Source organism: Uliginosibacterium sp. H1 (genome assembly GCF_036017065.1).
Taxonomy (GTDB): Bacteria; Pseudomonadota; Gammaproteobacteria; order Burkholderiales; family Rhodocyclaceae; genus Uliginosibacterium.
Window position 1 is genome coordinate 910,054 of the sequence record NZ_JAYXHR010000002.1, and the last position, 14,303, is coordinate 924,356.

General features: G+C 68.7%; 15 protein-coding genes. 8 read left to right on the plus strand and 7 right to left on the minus strand.

From position 1 onward, the window contains the following. The first annotated feature begins 3 nt into the window (after positions 1 to 3). A complete protein-coding gene (locus tag VVD47_RS13770) occupies positions 4 to 1,026 on the plus strand; it encodes an NADP-dependent oxidoreductase (protein WP_327604052.1) in 1,023 nt (340 codons plus the stop codon). A gap of 7 nt (positions 1,027 to 1,033) precedes the next feature. Here VVD47_RS13770 and VVD47_RS13775 read toward each other — a convergent pair whose 3' ends face one another. The 3 genes from VVD47_RS13775 to VVD47_RS13785 form a co-directional block, all read right to left on the minus strand. Beyond that, a complete protein-coding gene (locus tag VVD47_RS13775) occupies positions 1,034 to 1,453 on the minus strand; it encodes a VOC family protein (RefSeq protein WP_327604053.1) in 420 nt (139 codons plus the stop codon). An 82-nt stretch (positions 1,454 to 1,535) separates the two neighbouring features. Beyond that, positions 1,536 to 1,979, minus strand: a complete 444-nt coding sequence (locus VVD47_RS13780; protein ID WP_327604054.1) for a GNAT family N-acetyltransferase — start codon at positions 1,977 to 1,979, stop codon at positions 1,536 to 1,538. A gap of 189 nt (positions 1,980 to 2,168) precedes the next feature. Continuing rightward, positions 2,169 to 3,059: an alpha/beta fold hydrolase gene (locus tag VVD47_RS13785; RefSeq protein WP_327604055.1), complete on the minus strand. Its 891-nt coding sequence runs from the start codon at positions 3,057 to 3,059 to the stop codon at positions 2,169 to 2,171. A gap of 236 nt (positions 3,060 to 3,295) precedes the next feature. On the opposite strand from VVD47_RS13785, the gene VVD47_RS13790 reads away from it, so the two are divergent. Continuing rightward, on the plus strand, positions 3,296 to 3,718 hold the full coding sequence (locus VVD47_RS13790; RefSeq protein WP_327604056.1) for a GFA family protein: 423 nt from the start codon (positions 3,296 to 3,298) through the stop codon (positions 3,716 to 3,718). A 42-nt stretch (positions 3,719 to 3,760) separates the two neighbouring features. Here VVD47_RS13790 and VVD47_RS13795 read toward each other — a convergent pair whose 3' ends face one another. Next, positions 3,761 to 4,741: a bile acid:sodium symporter family protein gene (locus VVD47_RS13795; RefSeq protein ID WP_327604057.1), complete on the minus strand. Its 981-nt coding sequence runs from the start codon at positions 4,739 to 4,741 to the stop codon at positions 3,761 to 3,763. Between the two features lie 95 nt (positions 4,742 to 4,836). Here VVD47_RS13795 and VVD47_RS13800 point away from each other — a divergent pair, with 95 nt between their 5' ends. The 4 genes from VVD47_RS13800 to VVD47_RS13815 all read left to right on the plus strand — a co-directional run bounded on the left by VVD47_RS13800 (position 4,837) and on the right by VVD47_RS13815 (position 10,233). Further along, complete coding sequence (locus tag VVD47_RS13800; RefSeq protein WP_327604058.1) at positions 4,837 to 5,769, plus strand: AraC family transcriptional regulator; 933 nt, start codon at positions 4,837 to 4,839, stop codon at positions 5,767 to 5,769. A 115-nt stretch (positions 5,770 to 5,884) separates the two neighbouring features. Continuing rightward, on the plus strand, positions 5,885 to 7,111 hold the full coding sequence (locus VVD47_RS13805) for a nitrate- and nitrite sensing domain-containing protein (RefSeq protein WP_327604059.1): 1,227 nt from the start codon (positions 5,885 to 5,887) through the stop codon (positions 7,109 to 7,111). A gap of 372 nt (positions 7,112 to 7,483) precedes the next feature. Continuing rightward, positions 7,484 to 8,293 carry a formate/nitrite transporter family protein gene (locus VVD47_RS13810; protein ID WP_327604060.1) on the plus strand — a complete coding sequence of 270 codons (810 nt, stop codon included), beginning with the start codon at positions 7,484 to 7,486 and terminating at the stop codon, positions 8,291 to 8,293. Between the two features lie 206 nt (positions 8,294 to 8,499). Continuing rightward, positions 8,500 to 10,233, plus strand: coding sequence for a bifunctional protein-serine/threonine kinase/phosphatase (locus VVD47_RS13815; protein WP_327604061.1), 1,734 nt, complete (start codon positions 8,500 to 8,502; stop codon positions 10,231 to 10,233). A gap of 49 nt (positions 10,234 to 10,282) precedes the next feature. Here the strand turns inward: VVD47_RS13815 and VVD47_RS13820 are convergent, their stop codons facing one another. Continuing rightward, positions 10,283 to 10,696: a VOC family protein gene (locus VVD47_RS13820; protein WP_327604062.1), complete on the minus strand. Its 414-nt coding sequence runs from the start codon at positions 10,694 to 10,696 to the stop codon at positions 10,283 to 10,285. 248 nt (positions 10,697 to 10,944) lie between these two features. Between VVD47_RS13820 and VVD47_RS13825 the strand changes: the two genes are divergently transcribed. Both VVD47_RS13825 and pncB read left to right on the plus strand, forming a co-directional pair. Then, entirely contained in the window at positions 10,945 to 11,802 is an 858-nt protein-coding gene (locus tag VVD47_RS13825) for a cysteine hydrolase (protein ID WP_327604063.1), read from the plus strand. Between the two features lie 120 nt (positions 11,803 to 11,922). Next, a complete protein-coding gene (pncB, locus tag VVD47_RS13830; protein ID WP_327604064.1) occupies positions 11,923 to 13,134 on the plus strand; it encodes a nicotinate phosphoribosyltransferase in 1,212 nt (403 codons plus the stop codon). Positions 13,135 to 13,176: 42 nt separating this feature from the next. Here the strand turns inward: pncB and VVD47_RS13835 are convergent, their stop codons facing one another. Together VVD47_RS13835 and VVD47_RS13840 are read right to left on the minus strand one after the other, a co-directional pair. Then, positions 13,177 to 13,581 carry an aldo/keto reductase gene (locus VVD47_RS13835; protein ID WP_327604065.1) on the minus strand — a complete coding sequence of 135 codons (405 nt, stop codon included), beginning with the start codon at positions 13,579 to 13,581 and terminating at the stop codon, positions 13,177 to 13,179. Further along, positions 13,469 to 14,218: an aldo/keto reductase gene (locus VVD47_RS13840; protein ID WP_327604066.1), complete on the minus strand. Its 750-nt coding sequence runs from the start codon at positions 14,216 to 14,218 to the stop codon at positions 13,469 to 13,471. Before VVD47_RS13840 ends, VVD47_RS13835 begins: the two co-directional genes overlap by 113 nt. Between the last annotated feature and the right edge of the window lie 85 nt (positions 14,219 to 14,303).

Genomic DNA, 14,303 nt, shown 5'->3' on the forward strand with positions numbered 1-14,303 from the left:
CCCATGCCGCAAACCGCAGAAGTGAACCGCCGCATCCTGCTTGCCGCACGTCCGCAGGGGCGGCCGGTGCCGCAGGACTTCCGCCTCGATCAGCAGCCAGTGCCGACACCGCAGGACGGGCAGGTGCTGTTGCGCACCGAGTACCTGTCGCTGGACCCGTACATGCGCAACCTGATGGAGGAAATCGGCCCCGCCTACGCACCATCCGTGGCGCTCGGCGCGCCCATGGTGGGCGGCACGGTGAGCCGCGTCGTCGCCTCACGCCACGCCGGCTTCCATGAAGGCGAACTGGTGCTCGCGAACGGTGGCTGGCAGGACTACGCGCTGTCCGATGGCAGCGACCTGCTGCCGCTGGGCGACCTGGCGCAACCCTCGCTGGCACTGGGCGGGCTGGGCATGCCGGGCTTCACCGCGTGGGTGGGCCTGGACGACATCGGCCAGGTGCAGGCCGGCGAGACGCTGGTGGTCGCGGCGGCCACCGGCGCGGTGGGCTCGGTGGTGGGACAGCTCGCGAAGCTGCGCGGCGCGCGCGTGGTGGGCATCGCCAGCGGCGCCGACAAGTGCCGCCACGCGGTGGACGTGCTGGGCTTCGACGTGTGCCTGGACCGGCGCGTGCCGCAGCTGGCGGAACGACTGGCCGCCGCCTGTCCCGACGGCATCGACGTGTATTTCGAGAACGTCGGCGGCGAGGTGCTCGACGCCGTGCTGCCGCTGCTGAACATCGGCGCACGCATTCCGCTGTGCGGCTTCATCGCGCACTACAACGACGGCGCATCGGCGGGTCCCGACCGTACACCGCAACTGCTGGCGGCCGTGCTGCAGAAGCGCGTGCGCATGCAGGGCTTCATCATCCTCGACCACTACGGCGAGCGCTTCGAGCGCTTCCGGCGGGAGATGGGCGAGTGGGTGGCCGCCGGCCAGGTGAAGCTGCGCGAGACCGTCGTGGACGGTCTGGAGAATGCGCCAGCGGCATTCACCGGCCTGCTGGAGGGCGACAACTTCGGCAAGCTGGTGGTGAAGCTGTGAGCGCTGCTCAGAGCTGGTCCAGGCCGGGATTGAACACGACTTCCCAGAGGTGGCCGTCCGGATCGCGGAAGTAACCGGCATGGCCGCCGTAGAAGGTGGGTGCGGCGGCCTTCACGATCTCGCCGCCGGCGCGTTTCGCCTGGCCCATCACCGCCTCCACCTCTTCCACCGAGCCCACGTTGTGGCCGAGCGACATGTCCGGCCACGACGATTTGCTCACCGCGATGCCGCTGTCGGCGGACAGGCTCGTGCGTGGCCACAGCGCCAGCTTCAACCCGGCCTGCAGTTCGAAGAACGCCACCGCGCCGTTCTCGAATTCAGTGCCGATGATGCCCTTGGTGGCGAGCCCCAGACCGTCGCGGTAGAACGCCACGGCGCGTTCCAGTTCATCGACGCCGAGGGTGATGACGGTGACGTGCGGTTTCATGATGCGTCCTTTCCTGAAGATGCGTGTGTCGGGTGTCGCGTGCTGCGATGTGGATGAGGGCTCGGCGTGAGCCCGCGCAGGCTCACAGCGGTTTCTTCATGAACAACGCCACCTCCCCATCCGGGAAGTCGTCGTTGGAGTACAACGACAGGTCGATGCCATCGACGGTGAAGCCCTGGCGTCGGTAGAAGTCGATGGCAGGCACGTTGGTGTTCTGCGTTTCGCACACCAGCGTACGCAGCCCGGCCGCGCGGCCGGCGTCTTCCACGGCTTCCAGCAGACGCGCGCCGATGCCCTGGCGGTGGCAGTGCGGGGCCAAGTGCAGCTCCAGCACATGCAGGCTGCGGTTCCAGTCCTGCGGCTCTGCCAGCGCGAGGGCGACGCAGTTGCCATCCGCATACGCGCCAAAGCAGAAGCCGCCGGCGGGCAGCCCGTGGTAGTGAGCAAGGTCCTCCTCTTCGAGGGGCGCGTAGCGTTTGACGTAAGGCTGTTGCAGCGGCACGCGTGTCAGCGTCAGGGAGAGCAATGCCGGCGATTGCGCATCCGCTGGTGTCCTGTCGACCTAGTAGCGATGCTGTGAGGTGTAGCCGACGATCAGGCTTCTCAGGTCGTCGTCGGCAAGCTGTGTCAGCGGTCGGATGTCGGTCATGCGCGGCAGCGTAGTGTCAATGGCGACTGCGCAGCAAGCCGTGCGTGGCGAGTGTGTCCGGCGCCATCAACGCAGCGCGCCTTCCAGGAAGCTACGCACGCGCGGCAAGGCGTGTTCGAAGTGCGTCTCCAGCAGCCAGTGTCCGGCGTCGGGCAGCAGGTGCAGCTCGGCATCCGGCAGGTCGCGCAGGTAGGCCCGCGCGGCCGGCTCCGGCATGTAGCCATCCTTCGGCCCCCACACGATCAGCGTCGGCGGCCGGTGTTCGCGCAGGTAGGCCTGGTAGCGCGGAAACCACGCCAGGTTGTCCTTCAGTTTCTCCATCAGGCGCACCGATGCCTCGCGCCGCACCGGGTGGTCCATCAGCGGCCAGTGCAGCTTCCACAGGTCGGGCGGCACGCGCGCGGCAACGTCCTCGTCCACCTCGCCGATGAACTCGTCGCGGAAGCCATGCTCGCTCACCGCCTCTTCCAGCGTGCTGCGCTTCGCCTGCGTCGGTGCGGCCCAGTAGGCCTGGATGGTCTGGTACTTCGGCCCCAGCGCGTCCTCGTAGATGTCGCCGTTCTGGATGATCAGCGCGGTGATCCGCTGCGGATGCGCGATGGCGTGCCGCAGTCCGATCTGCGAGCCGTAGTCGTGCAGCCACAGCGCGTAGCGGTCCAGTTGCAGGGCGTCGGCGAAGCGGCCCAGGAAGCGGGCGTAGGCATCGAAGTCGTAGCCGAAGGCGTCCAGCGCCGGCGTGTCGCTGTAGCCGAAGCCGGGAAAGTCCGGCGCGACGGTACGCCAGCGGTCGCCCAGCCCCGCCATCAGCTTGCGGTACTGGTAGGACGAGCAGGGGTAGCCGTGCGGCAACAGCAGCACCGGTGCATCCCGCGGTCCGGCTTCGCGATAGAAGATGGCCAGCCCGTCGAGATTCAGCGTGGCATGGCGCGCGGTGGCACTGGATCGATCCTTCTGCATCGGAGGCTCTCCTGCTTTCTGGCTGGTGCGGGATCGACAGGGCGGCGCAGGCCGGCGTTCCTTGGCGTTCAGAAGTGCAAGCCCGCCCGCCGCTGCCATTCGCAGCGCGCATCACGCGGCGTCGATGATGACAATCTGCTGACAGAAGATGTCAGCAGTCACGGCGTACAGTGGGCCGGCCTCACCCCAACACCTCGACCCACTCGTCAGGTCCCACACAACGCCGGAGAGAAGCCATGTCCCTCATCGCCAGCTGCCATTGCGGTGGCACGAAGATCGAACTGCCCGACACGCCCACCCACGCCAAGGAATGCAACTGCAGCTTCTGCTTCCGCACCGGTGCAATCTGGGCCTACTACCCCGCCGGCGCGCTGAAGCTGCTGTCGACCGAGTCGCAGGGCATGTACTCGCAGAGCGGCATGAACCTCCACTACCTGTGCAGCCGCTGCGGCATGCAGACCTGGGGCGACTCGCCGGACTGGGCGTCGATGTACAACGCCGACGGCACGCCGAAGGAGGGGGATGGAAACGACGATGGCAACAAGGATGGCAATGGCATGCCGACGCAGCGCATCCACGCTGTGAACCTGCGCCTGGTCGACGGTCTCGATCTCGCCACCGTGACGATCGAGCAGATGGACGGCCGCAACAACTGGTAGCGCGCGTGGCTCGGGCCGGTGCTTCTCGCACCGGCGTTCCGCCTAAGTTCCGGCGCGTGCCGCGTACTTGCGTGCCAGCACCGCGCACACCAGCAACTGCAGCTGGTGATAGAACATGATCGGCAGCACGATGACGCCGATGGCCGGGTGGCTGCCGAACAGCAGCTTGGCCATCGGCACGCCGGAAGCCAGCGTCTTCTTGCTGCCGCAGAACACCGCGGTGATCTCGTCCTCCACGTCGAAGCCGGCGCGCTGGGCGGCGAACTTCGTCAGCTTCAGCACGATGAAGAGGATCAGCGCCGCGCCGATCAGCGTCTGCACGATGAGGCCGACGCCGTACTTGCTCCACAGGCCGTCCGCCACCGAGTCGCTGAAGGCGGAGAACACCAGCAGCAGGATCACCGCGCGGTCGATGACATTGGTGTACTTCTTGTAGCGCGCGAACCATGCGCCCCACAGCGGGCGCAGCAGCTGCCCGATCACGAAGGGCAGCAGCAACAGCTTCGCGATCTTCAGCATCGCGTCGGCGAGATCGAGCTGGCCACTCTGGCCCATCAGCAGGCTGACCAGCAGCGGCGTCAGGAAGATGCCCAGCAGGGTGGACAGGGTGGCGTTGAAGATGGCCGCCGGCACGTTGCCGCGCGCCAGGCTGGTCATCGCCACCGAGGAAGAGATCGTCGAGGGCAGGGCGCACAGGTAGAAGAAGCCGAACATCAGGTCCTGCGGCAGCCAGCGGCCCACCGCCAGGTTCAGCACCCACCACAGCGCAGGGAACACCACGAAGGTGAACAGCTGCACCAGCACGTGCAGGCGCCAGCGCGACAGGCCGCTCAGCAACGCGCCGGTGGACAGGCCGATGCCGTGCAGGAAGAAGATCAGGAAGATGCCGTAGTCGGACAGCACGTCGGCATGCAGCAGGCCGCCGCTGCGGCCGATGTCGGGCGCGAAGGACGCGACGATCACCGCCAGCAGCATGCCGAGCAGGAACCAGTCGCGGCCGAGTTTCTTCAGGGTGTCCAGCATGGTCGTTCCGCGCCGGGGGGCGCGGCAGGGTGAGGATGACTGTCGCCGATTGTCGCGCCTGGCCGGCCTGCCGGCTGTCGCTACAATGACAGGATATGCCGCAAAACAGACATCGCAAGGCGGGTGGTCCGCGTCCTGCGCCGGGTGTCGCCGCCGTAGGCGCCGCCGACTTCGCCATCACCGCTGCGACGAACCGGGCCACCCGCTCCGCCACCAGGGTCGCCACGGAGGGCACCATCTCTGTCGCCCCCGCGGTGGAGCGCAGCATCCCGCGCCTCGCGCGCCTGCCGCGCCCGGTCTATGCGCGCATGGAGTCCCTGCCCGCCGGCTCGCTCGCGCGGCCGCACACCCACGCCTGGGTGCAGCTGTCGTACGCCATTTCCGGCGTGCTGGAGATCCGCACCGCGACGGCCAGCTTCGTCGCCCCGCCGCAGCGCGCGATCTGGATTCCCGCCGGCATCGAGCACGAGGTGCGCACCTCCGCGCGCACCGAGATGCGCAGCCTCTACCTCGACAGCGCAGCCACCGCGTGGGCGCCGGCGGACTGCCACGTGCTGGCGGTGAGTCCGCTGGTGCGCGAGCTGATCCTCGCAGTCGGCGCCTTGTCGGTGGAATACGACGAGGCGGGGCCGGCCGGCCGCCTGGTCGCCACCCTGTTCGACCAGCTCGCCGCCCTGCCGCAGGTCGCCTTCAACCTGCCACTGCCGCGCGACGCGCGCCTGCTGAAAGTGTGCAGTGCCCTGCAGGCAGCGCCGGACGACACGCGCAGCCTCGCTACCTGGGGCGAGGTGGCGGGTCTTGGCGAACGGTCGCTGGCGCGCCTGTTCCGCGCCGAGACGGGACTGTCCTTCGGCGACTGGCGGCTGCGTCTGCGCCTGTTGCTCGCGCTCGGCGCGCTGGAGCGTGGCGAACGCGTCACCCGCGTCGCGCTGGACTGCGGCTATGCGTCCACCTCCGCCTTCATCGCCGCCTTCCGACGCGCCTTCGGCAGCACGCCGCTGGCCATGTTCGGGCGCGGTGCAGGCTAATGCGTGCAGCGTGCCACGGCGCTGTCGCGGGCCCGCCTCACGCTTCGCCACGGAACGCGCCGTTTCGTTCATCATCCGGCCCTGAAGGACTTTCCCGCCGCCCACGGCAACTGCCATGCAACTCTCCGTTTCCAGCATCGTGCTGGCTGCCAAGCAGCACGAGATCGAAGAACTCCGCCGCCTGGGCGCACGCAGCGAGCTGGTGGCCGTCATCGGCCACATGGTTCACGTGCTGCAGCTCGAACGCGGCGCGACCAGCATCTTCCTCGCTTCGCAGGGCGGGCACTTCGCCGATACGCGACAGGCCGCGCTGACGGAGTCGCAGGCGGTCGAGCAGCGGCTGCGTACCGGCCTTGCCGCGCAACTGCAGAGCGCGGCCCACAGCGCCCGCTTCCTGTCGCTGATGGCCTGGGCGCTGCTCGGGCTGGACGGCCTGCCGGCGCTGCGTGCCAGCATCGACCGGCGCGCCATTCCTGCCCGTGAGGCCATCGACAGCTACGGCCGCATCATCGCCGGCCTGGTCGCACTGGTGTTCGAGGTGGCCGACAGCGCGGTGGACCCCGGCATCTCGCGCCTGCTGGTGGCGCTGTTCAACCTCGTGCAGGGCAAGGAGCAGGCCGGGCAGGAGCGCGCGCTGGGTGGCCTGTGCTTCGCCTCCGGCCAGGTCGACGCGGCAGACCGTGACCGCATGACCGACCTCATCGAATCGCAGGAGCGCAGCTTCCAGCTGTTCGCCGAGTTCGCCGACGAGGCGCTGGCGGCGCGCTGGCAGGCCGCGCAGGATGCGCCCTTCGCGGCGCAGCTGGAACGCCTGCGCCGCGTGCTGCACAGCACGCGCGCCACCACGCTGGACGCCGCGCACAACGAGAAGTGGTTCGACGTCTGCAGTGCCCGCCTGGTCGAGGTGTGGTCGCTGCAATGCCTGCTGGTCGAGGCGCTGCAGGGCCGCTGTGCGGCGCTGGTGGCGCAGGCGCAACAGGCGCTGACCGACGCCGAGGGCCTGCTGCGCACGCTGCGCGACAACCCGCCGGCGGCGCGCCTGGATGACAACGCGATGACGGGCGCGGAGGGCTCGCAGGCATTGGTGCAGGTGCTGAAGGCGCAGGCCGAGCGGCTTGCCGGCATGGAGGCCGACCTCGACACCGCGCGTCGCGTGCTGGACGAGCGCAAGCTCATCGAGCGCGCCAAGGGCATCCTCATGGAGCGCTTCCAGATCAGCGAGGACGAGGCCCACGTGATGATGCGCAAGGCCTCCATGGACCAGAACCGCAAGCTGGTGGAGGTGGCGCAGGCGGCGCTTTCGCTGCCGGCTTTTCTGGTGCCGCCGCGCCCGGGCAAGTGATGCCGGTCTGACCAGCGGCCGCACCAAAGGCGGTCAGTGCTGCGGCGCAAGGGCACCAGCGCGGGGCGATCCGCCGGGCTGCCATGAAGCCGCAAGCCGCCCGCCGATACCCCGCAACGCCAGGGCTGGCGCCGGTTGCGGCGATATCCCGGCGCCGCGCGCGCAAATGGCACAGAACCTGCTGACGCTTACCCCGCGTCGGGCTAATGAAGGCCCGGCAACGGGCAGCGAGACAACGCACGGCCCGTCGGTTTCACCTGGATGATGGCGTCCATTCCTGTTCCCTCCCTTTTTCCGGGGTGGGATCAGGAATGGGCGCCATTTTGTTTTCTGGTCGGCCGCGGCCACCACACGACACAACGGGACAACAACATGGCCTACCTGGCACCCTCGGAATTCGTCACCAAGATGATCGACGCCGGCGAATCGAAGATCTTCATGTCGACGCGCGACACCATCATCCGTGCCTACATGGCCGGCGCCATCCTCGCGCTGGCCGCCTGGTTCGCGGTCACCATCAACGTGCAGACCGGCCAGCCGCTGCTGGGCGCCGTGCTGTTCCCGGTGGGCTTCTGCATGCTCTACCTGCTGGGCTTCGACCTGCTCACCGGCGTGTTCGTGCTGGCGCCGCTGGCCCTCATCGACAAGCGCCCCGGCGTCACCATCGGCGGCGTGCTGCGCAACTGGGGCCTGGTGTTCACCGGCAACTTCCTGGGCGCCTTCACGGTGGCGATCATGATGGCCATCTACACCACCAACGGCTTCTCCACCGAACCGAGCGCGGTCGGCAAGGCCATCGGCATCGTCGGCGAGAGCCGCACCCTGGGCTACAAGGAATACGGCGCGGCCGGCATGCTCACCCTGTTCGTGCGCGGCATGCTGTGCAACTGGATGGTGTCGGCCGGCGTGGTCGGCGCGATGATCTCCACCCACGTCAGTGGCAAGGTCATCGCCATGTGGATGCCGATCATGCTGTTCTTCTACATGGTGTTCGAGCACTCCATCGTCAACATGTTCCTGTTCCCGTCCGGCCTGCTGCTGGGCGCGCACTTCACGATCATGGACTACCTGATCTGGAACGAAATCCCCACCGTGCTGGGCAACCTCGTCGGCGGCCTGGCCTTCACCGGCCTCACCCTGTACGCCACGCACGCCCGCACGGCGCCGCGCCGCGCCGCCTGAGCAGGCGCGCCAGGCAAGTGAACATGGCCCGGGGCAGTGGATGCCCGGGCCACAACGAGAAGAGCGTGCAACCGGCTCCGGGAAGATGGGGATCCGACCGGCTACGGGAAACGCCAGGCCGTACAATTCTTCAGGGCTCCGGTTTCCTGCGAAACCGGGGCTTTTTTCTTGTGTGGTTTCTTGTGTGATCGGGGAGCAGCGAATCCATGTCCGGCGAACTGCGTGTCAGCATCGGCCAGCATTCCGACAAGGGGCGCAAGCCGCTCAACCAGGACTTCCACGGCGCCTGCGTGCCCACCGGTGCCCAGCTCGTCAGCAAGGGTGTCGCGCTGGCGCTGGCCGATGGCATCAGCAGCAGCGAGGTGAGCCAGGTCGCCAGCGAATTCGCCGTGCGCGGCTTCCTCGACGACTACTACTGCACCTCGGACGCCTGGTCGGTGAAGACCGCCGCGCAGCGCGTGCTGGCCGCCACCAACTCCTGGCTGTTCGCGCAGACCCAGCGCAGCGAGTACCGCTTCGACCGCGACCGCGGCTACGTGTGCACCTTCAGCGCGGTGGTGGTGAAGGGCAGCAGCGCGCATCTGCTGCACGTCGGAGACACGCGCATCTACCGCGTGCATGAGCAGTCGCTGGAACAGCTCACCGACGACCACCGCGTGCATGCCGGTGGCGGGCAGAGCTACCTGGGCCGCGCGCTGGGCGCCAGCCGCGAACTGGAGATCGACTACCGCACGCTGACGCTGGACGAAGGCGACGTGCTGCTGCTGGCCACCGACGGCGTGTACGAGCACGTCGACCCACGCACCGCGGCGCGCATCATCCGCGAAAACGCCGGCGATCTCGACCACGCCGCGCGCCTGATCGTGGCGGAGGCGTTCGCCCGCGACAGCACCGACAACCTCAGCGTGCAGATCCTGCGCGTGGACAGCCTGCCCGGCCACTCCGCCGACGCGCTCTACCACCACCTCGCCGGCCTGCCGTTTCCGCCGCTGCTGCAGGCGCGCATGCACTTCGACGGCTACCGCATCGAACGCGAGCTGCACCACAGCCACCGCAGCCACCTGTACCTCGCCACCGACGAAGAGAGCGGCGAGCGCGTCGTCATCAAGACGCTGGCCACCGAGCTGCAGGCCGACCCCGGCAGCGTGGAGCGCTTCCTGCTCGAAGAATGGGTGGCGCGCCGCATCGACAACGCACACGTGCTGAAGCCGCGCGGCCAGGCGCGCAAGCGCGGCTACCTCTACGTCGTCATGGAGTACGTGGACGGCCACAGCCTGGCGCAATGGATGACCGACCATCCGCGTCCCTCGCTGAATGCCGTGCGGGACATCGTCGACCAGATCGCCGCCGGCCTGCAGGCCTTCCACCGCATGGAGATGGTGCATCGCGACCTGCGCCCGCCCAACGTGATGGTGGACGCCGCCGGCACGCTGAAGATCATCGACTTCGGCTCCACCCGCGTGGCCGGCATCATGGAAGCGGCTGCGCCGAAGCAGGCCGGCGCCATGCTGGCTACTGCGCAGTACGCCGCGCCGGAACTCTTCCTCGGCGAGGAAGGCGACGCCCGCAGCGACGTCTTCTCGCTGGCGGTCGTCGCCTACCAGCTGCTGACCGGCCGCCTGCCCTACGGTACGCGCGTGGCGGCGGCGCGCACCCGCGCCGAGCAGGCACGCCTGCGTTATGACAGCGCGCTGTCCGACGAGCGCGACATCCCCGCCTGGGTGGACGAGGTGCTGCGCAAGGCCCTGCACCCGGACCCGCGCAAGCGCTACGGCGAGCTCTCCGAATTCACCTACGACCTGCGCCACCCCGGCGCCACCGCGCTGGGTCCGCGCCACACCCCGCTGATCGAACGCAACCCGCTGCTGTTCTGGAAGCTGCTGTCGCTGCTGCTGGCTGTGGCGCTGGTGCTCGCGCTGTGCCTGCCACGCATGCGGTGATGAGCGTGCCCGTGGCCGTGGTGAGGTCCGTCGGGCGTGGTGCGGCCGGCTAGCGGCGCACTTCGCGGAGCTGCAGCACGTTGCCCTCGGGATCGAAGCCGTCCAGGTGACGCTGGCCGCGCCATTCCCAGGCGGTGTCGGGCGGTTGCGTGCCACCACCGGCCGCGATGACGCGCTCGCGCGTCGCCGCGAGGTCCGCGACAAGGAAGCTGTGTTTCAGCGGTGTGTCCTCGCGCAGCACCGGCGGCGTGGCGATCAGGATCGTTGCGGCGATCTCCTCCGGAATGCGCACGATCGCGATCTCCGCTCCTTCGCCGCCCAGCAGCACGAAGCCGGCGTCCTGCTCCAGCACCTGCAGCCCCAGCACCTGCGCGTAGAAGTCCGCCATCCTTGCGAGGTCCTTGGCGTAGATGACGAGGCCGATTGCTGCGGGATGAGCGGTGTTCGTCGGGGCGATGTTCATGTGTGCGGTGACCGGCAGGGAGTCGAGTCAGTGGCCGAAGGCGGCCCGGCAATCGTAGCCGAGCTGCGGTGCAATAGGCTCGCGTGACCGGGCTCGCGTGACCGGGCTCGCGCGACCGCGAGTGCGGCGCGCGGCGCGAGGACACCGCACAGCCCGACAGACCCCCGCGATGGCGTTCATCCACGCAGCGACGGCCACGGCGTGCGCCAACGGCATACACTGCGCGGGAGTCCTGTCCGAGGCCCGTCATGGCGCACCACGCCCACCTCCTGATCATCGATCCGCAGAACGACTTCTGCGACCTGCCTGCCGACTACCTGCCCGAGATCGCGGGGCACCGGCTGGCGCCGGCGTTGCCGGTGCCGGGGGCGCATGCCGACATGCTGCGCGTGGCCGGCTTCATCCGGCAGGCTGCGCCCGCGCTGGCGGCGATCAGCGTGACGCTGGACTCGCACCAGCACATCGACATCGGCCACCCGACTTTCTGGCGCCTGGCGGACGGCAATCCGCCGGAGGGTTTCACACCGGTCACGCTGGCGGACTTCGACGCCGGCCGCATCACGCCGCGCGACCCTGCCGCGCGCGACCGGGTGCGGGGCTACCTGCACGCGCTCGAAGCCACCGGCCGCTACACGCACATGGTCTGGCCGCTGCATTGCGAGATCGGCAGCTGGGGACACAACATCCACGCGGCGGTGCTGGCCGCCTGCAACGCCTGGGAGGATGCGCGTGGCCTGCCGGTGGCGCGCGTCATGAAGGGCAGCAATCCGTGGACCGAGCACTACAGCGCCATCAAGGCCGAGGTGCCCGATCCGGCCGACCCCGCCACCCAGGGCAACCCCGTGCTGATCGCCGCGCTGGCGCAGGCGGACACGGTGTTCATCGCTGGCGAGGCGGCCAGCCATTGCGTGAAGGCCACCACCGAGCACATCGTCGAGGCGCTGGGCGCCAGCCAGCTGCGCAAGCTGGTGCTGCTCACCGACTGCATGAGCCCGGTGGCCGGCTTCGAAGCCGCGGCGCAGGGCTTCCTGGCCGACATGCAGGGACGCGGGCTGCGCATGGCCACGGCGGCCGAAGCGCTCGGCATGCTGCCGGCCCGCCGCTGACCTGCCGCTGTGGAGCGGCCACGCCTTGCCAGCACCGCGTCGCTTCGCGCCACGTCATCCCGTTAGCCACTCGTTAGCCGCTCTTGTCACACCCGACCCGACCCACCGCAGACACCTCGCATGAACGCCACCGACAAGCCCGTCGTCCGCAGCCTGCTCGAGAACGACCTGTACAAGTTCACGATGTGGCAGGCCCTGTTGCACAGCCATCCCGGCGCGCAGGCCGAATACCACTTCGTGTGCCGCAACACGCCGGCCTTTCCGCTGGCGCAGCTGAAGCCGGCGGTGGAGGCGGAGCTGGAGCAGTTGTGCGCGCTGTCCTTCACGCAGGACGAGCTGGACTACCTGCGCACGCTGCGCTTCATGAAGAGCGACTTCGTCGACTTCCTGTCGGTGTTCCACTTCCAGCGCCGCTTCGTGGACATCACCGCCGAAGGCGACACGCTGCGCATCGTGGCGAAGGGCCCGCTGGTGCACGTGATGGGCTTCGAGATCTTCATGCTCTACATCGTCAACGAGCTGTACTTCCGTCGGCTCGGCGGCGGCGAGCAGATCCTCGACGAAGCGCGGCTGCGGTTGCGGCGCAAGGTCGACCTGCTGCGCAGCCAGCAGGCGGAACTGGCCAGCCACCCGGACCATCCCTTCGTGTTCTTCGACTTCGGCCTGCGCCGCCGCTATTCGGCGGACTGGCAGGAGGAGGTCGTGCGCACGCTGGCGCAGGAACTGCCGGGCCACTTCCGCGGCACGTCGAACGTGCACCTCGCGCGCACGCTGGGCGTCACGCCCATCGGCACCATGGCGCACGAATACCTGCAGGCCTACCAGGCCTTCGGCATCCGCCTGCGCGACTTCCAGAAGGCGGCGCTGGAGAGCTGGGTGCAGGAGTACCGCGGCGACCTCGGCGTCGCGCTGACCGACGTGATCGGCATGGACGCCTTCCTCGCCGACTTCGACCTCTACTTCGCCAAGCTCTTCGACGGCCTGCGCCATGACTCGGGCGACCCGGTCGTGTGGGGCGAGAAGGCCATCGCGCACTACCAGGCGCTGCGCATCGATCCGCGCAGCAAGCGCCTGGTGTTCTCCGACGGACTGGACCTGCCGCGTGCGATGGCGCTGTACCGCCACTTCATCGGCCGCATCACCACCACCTTCGGCATCGGCACCAACCTGACCAACGACACGCCGCACAAGGCGCTCAGCATCGTCATGAAGATGGTGTCCTGCAACGGGCAGTCGGTGGCCAAGCTGTCCGACGCGCCGGGCAAGACGCTGTGCGAGGACGAGACCTTCCTCGCCTACCTGCGCCAGGTGTTCAACCACCCGGCCCGCTGAGCCACCGCCGGGCAGGTGCTGCGCCGGCGGCGGGCTGCAAGCTCACACCAGCGGCGGATTCAGGCGCGCGAAAGCGTCCTGCCGGTAGTACGGGAAGTGAGGGTAGGGGGCCTCGACACGGCTGGCGGCATCCAGCCGCGCCACTTGCTCCGCGTCCAGGGACCAGCCGACCGCGCCGAGGTTCTGCCGCAACTGCGCCTCGTTGCGCGCACCGATGATGACGCTGGACACCGTGGGTCGCTGCAGCAGCCAGTTGATGGCCACCTGCGGCACCGTCCTGCCGGTTTCTTCGGCGATGGCATCCAGCACGTCGATCACGCGGTACATGCGCTCGTCATCTACCGGCGGTCCGAACTCCGCAGTGGCGTGCAGGCGGCTGCCTTCCGGCAACGGCTGGCCGCGGCGGATTTTGCCGGTGAGGCGGCCCCAGCCCAGCGGGCTCCACACCAGTGCGCCGACGCCCTGGTCCTGCGCCAGCGGCATCAGGTCCCATTTCGTAGTCGCGGCCCAGCAGCGAGTAATACACCTGGTGCGCGACATAACGCGACCAGCCGTGGCGTTCGGATGCCGCCAGCGATTTCATGATCTGCCAGCCGGCGAAGTTGGACACGCCGATGTAGCGCAGCTTGCCCGCGCGCACCAGCGCGTCGAGCGTGCCCAGCACTTCCTCCACCGGCGTGGCGGCGTCGAAGGCATGCAGTTGCAGCAGGTCGATGTAGTCGGTGCCCAGGCGGCGCAGCGCGTCGTCCACCGCGCGCAGCAGGCGCGGCCGCGACGAGCCGGCGTCGTTGGGCCCGTGGCCCGTGGGCAGGGTGGTCTTGGTGGAGATCAGAACGCTGTCGCGGCGACCCTTGATGGCCGCGCCCAGCACTTCTTCCGAGGCACCGGCCGAGTACACGTCGGCGGTGTCGAAGAGGTTCACGCCGGCGTCCAGGCAGATGTCCACCAGGCGCCGCGCCTCCTGCGCGTCGGTGGTGCCCCAGTTGCTGAACAGCGGTCCGCTGCCGCCGAAAGTACCGGTGCCAAGGCTCAACGCCGGCACCTTGAGGCCCGAGCTGCCCAGTCTTCGATATTCCATGTCCATGATGCCTGTCCTCGATGAAGCGTGATGTCCGCGATGGCGGACGGGCAGGTCATGATGAGCGCGCAGCGCGCCGGGAAACAGGCAG

Excerpts from the sequence above, each read along its gene's own strand:
- VVD47_RS13770 (WP_327604052.1), top strand. The coding sequence starts at position 4 with ATGCCGCAAACCGCAGAAGTGAACCGCCGCATCCTGCTTGCCGCACGT.
- VVD47_RS13800 (WP_327604058.1), top strand. The coding sequence starts at position 4,837 with ATGCCGCAAAACAGACATCGCAAGGCGGGTGGTCCGCGTCCTGCGCCG.
- VVD47_RS13785 (WP_327604055.1), bottom strand. The coding sequence starts at position 3,059 with ATGCAGAAGGATCGATCCAGTGCCACCGCGCGCCATGCCACGCTGAAT.
- VVD47_RS13810 (WP_327604060.1), top strand. The coding sequence starts at position 7,484 with ATGGCCTACCTGGCACCCTCGGAATTCGTCACCAAGATGATCGACGCC.
- VVD47_RS13795 (WP_327604057.1), bottom strand. The coding sequence starts at position 4,741 with ATGCTGGACACCCTGAAGAAACTCGGCCGCGACTGGTTCCTGCTCGGC.
- pncB (WP_327604064.1), top strand. The coding sequence starts at position 11,923 with ATGAACGCCACCGACAAGCCCGTCGTCCGCAGCCTGCTCGAGAACGAC.
- VVD47_RS13790 (WP_327604056.1), top strand. The coding sequence starts at position 3,296 with ATGTCCCTCATCGCCAGCTGCCATTGCGGTGGCACGAAGATCGAACTG.
- VVD47_RS13775 (WP_327604053.1), bottom strand. The coding sequence starts at position 1,453 with ATGAAACCGCACGTCACCGTCATCACCCTCGGCGTCGATGAACTGGAA.
- VVD47_RS13805 (WP_327604059.1), top strand. The coding sequence starts at position 5,885 with ATGCAACTCTCCGTTTCCAGCATCGTGCTGGCTGCCAAGCAGCACGAG.
- VVD47_RS13815 (WP_327604061.1), top strand. The coding sequence starts at position 8,500 with ATGTCCGGCGAACTGCGTGTCAGCATCGGCCAGCATTCCGACAAGGGG.
- VVD47_RS13820 (WP_327604062.1), bottom strand. The coding sequence starts at position 10,696 with ATGAACATCGCCCCGACGAACACCGCTCATCCCGCAGCAATCGGCCTC.
- VVD47_RS13840 (WP_327604066.1), bottom strand. The coding sequence starts at position 14,218 with ATGGACATGGAATATCGAAGACTGGGCAGCTCGGGCCTCAAGGTGCCG.
- VVD47_RS13825 (WP_327604063.1), top strand. The coding sequence starts at position 10,945 with ATGGCGCACCACGCCCACCTCCTGATCATCGATCCGCAGAACGACTTC.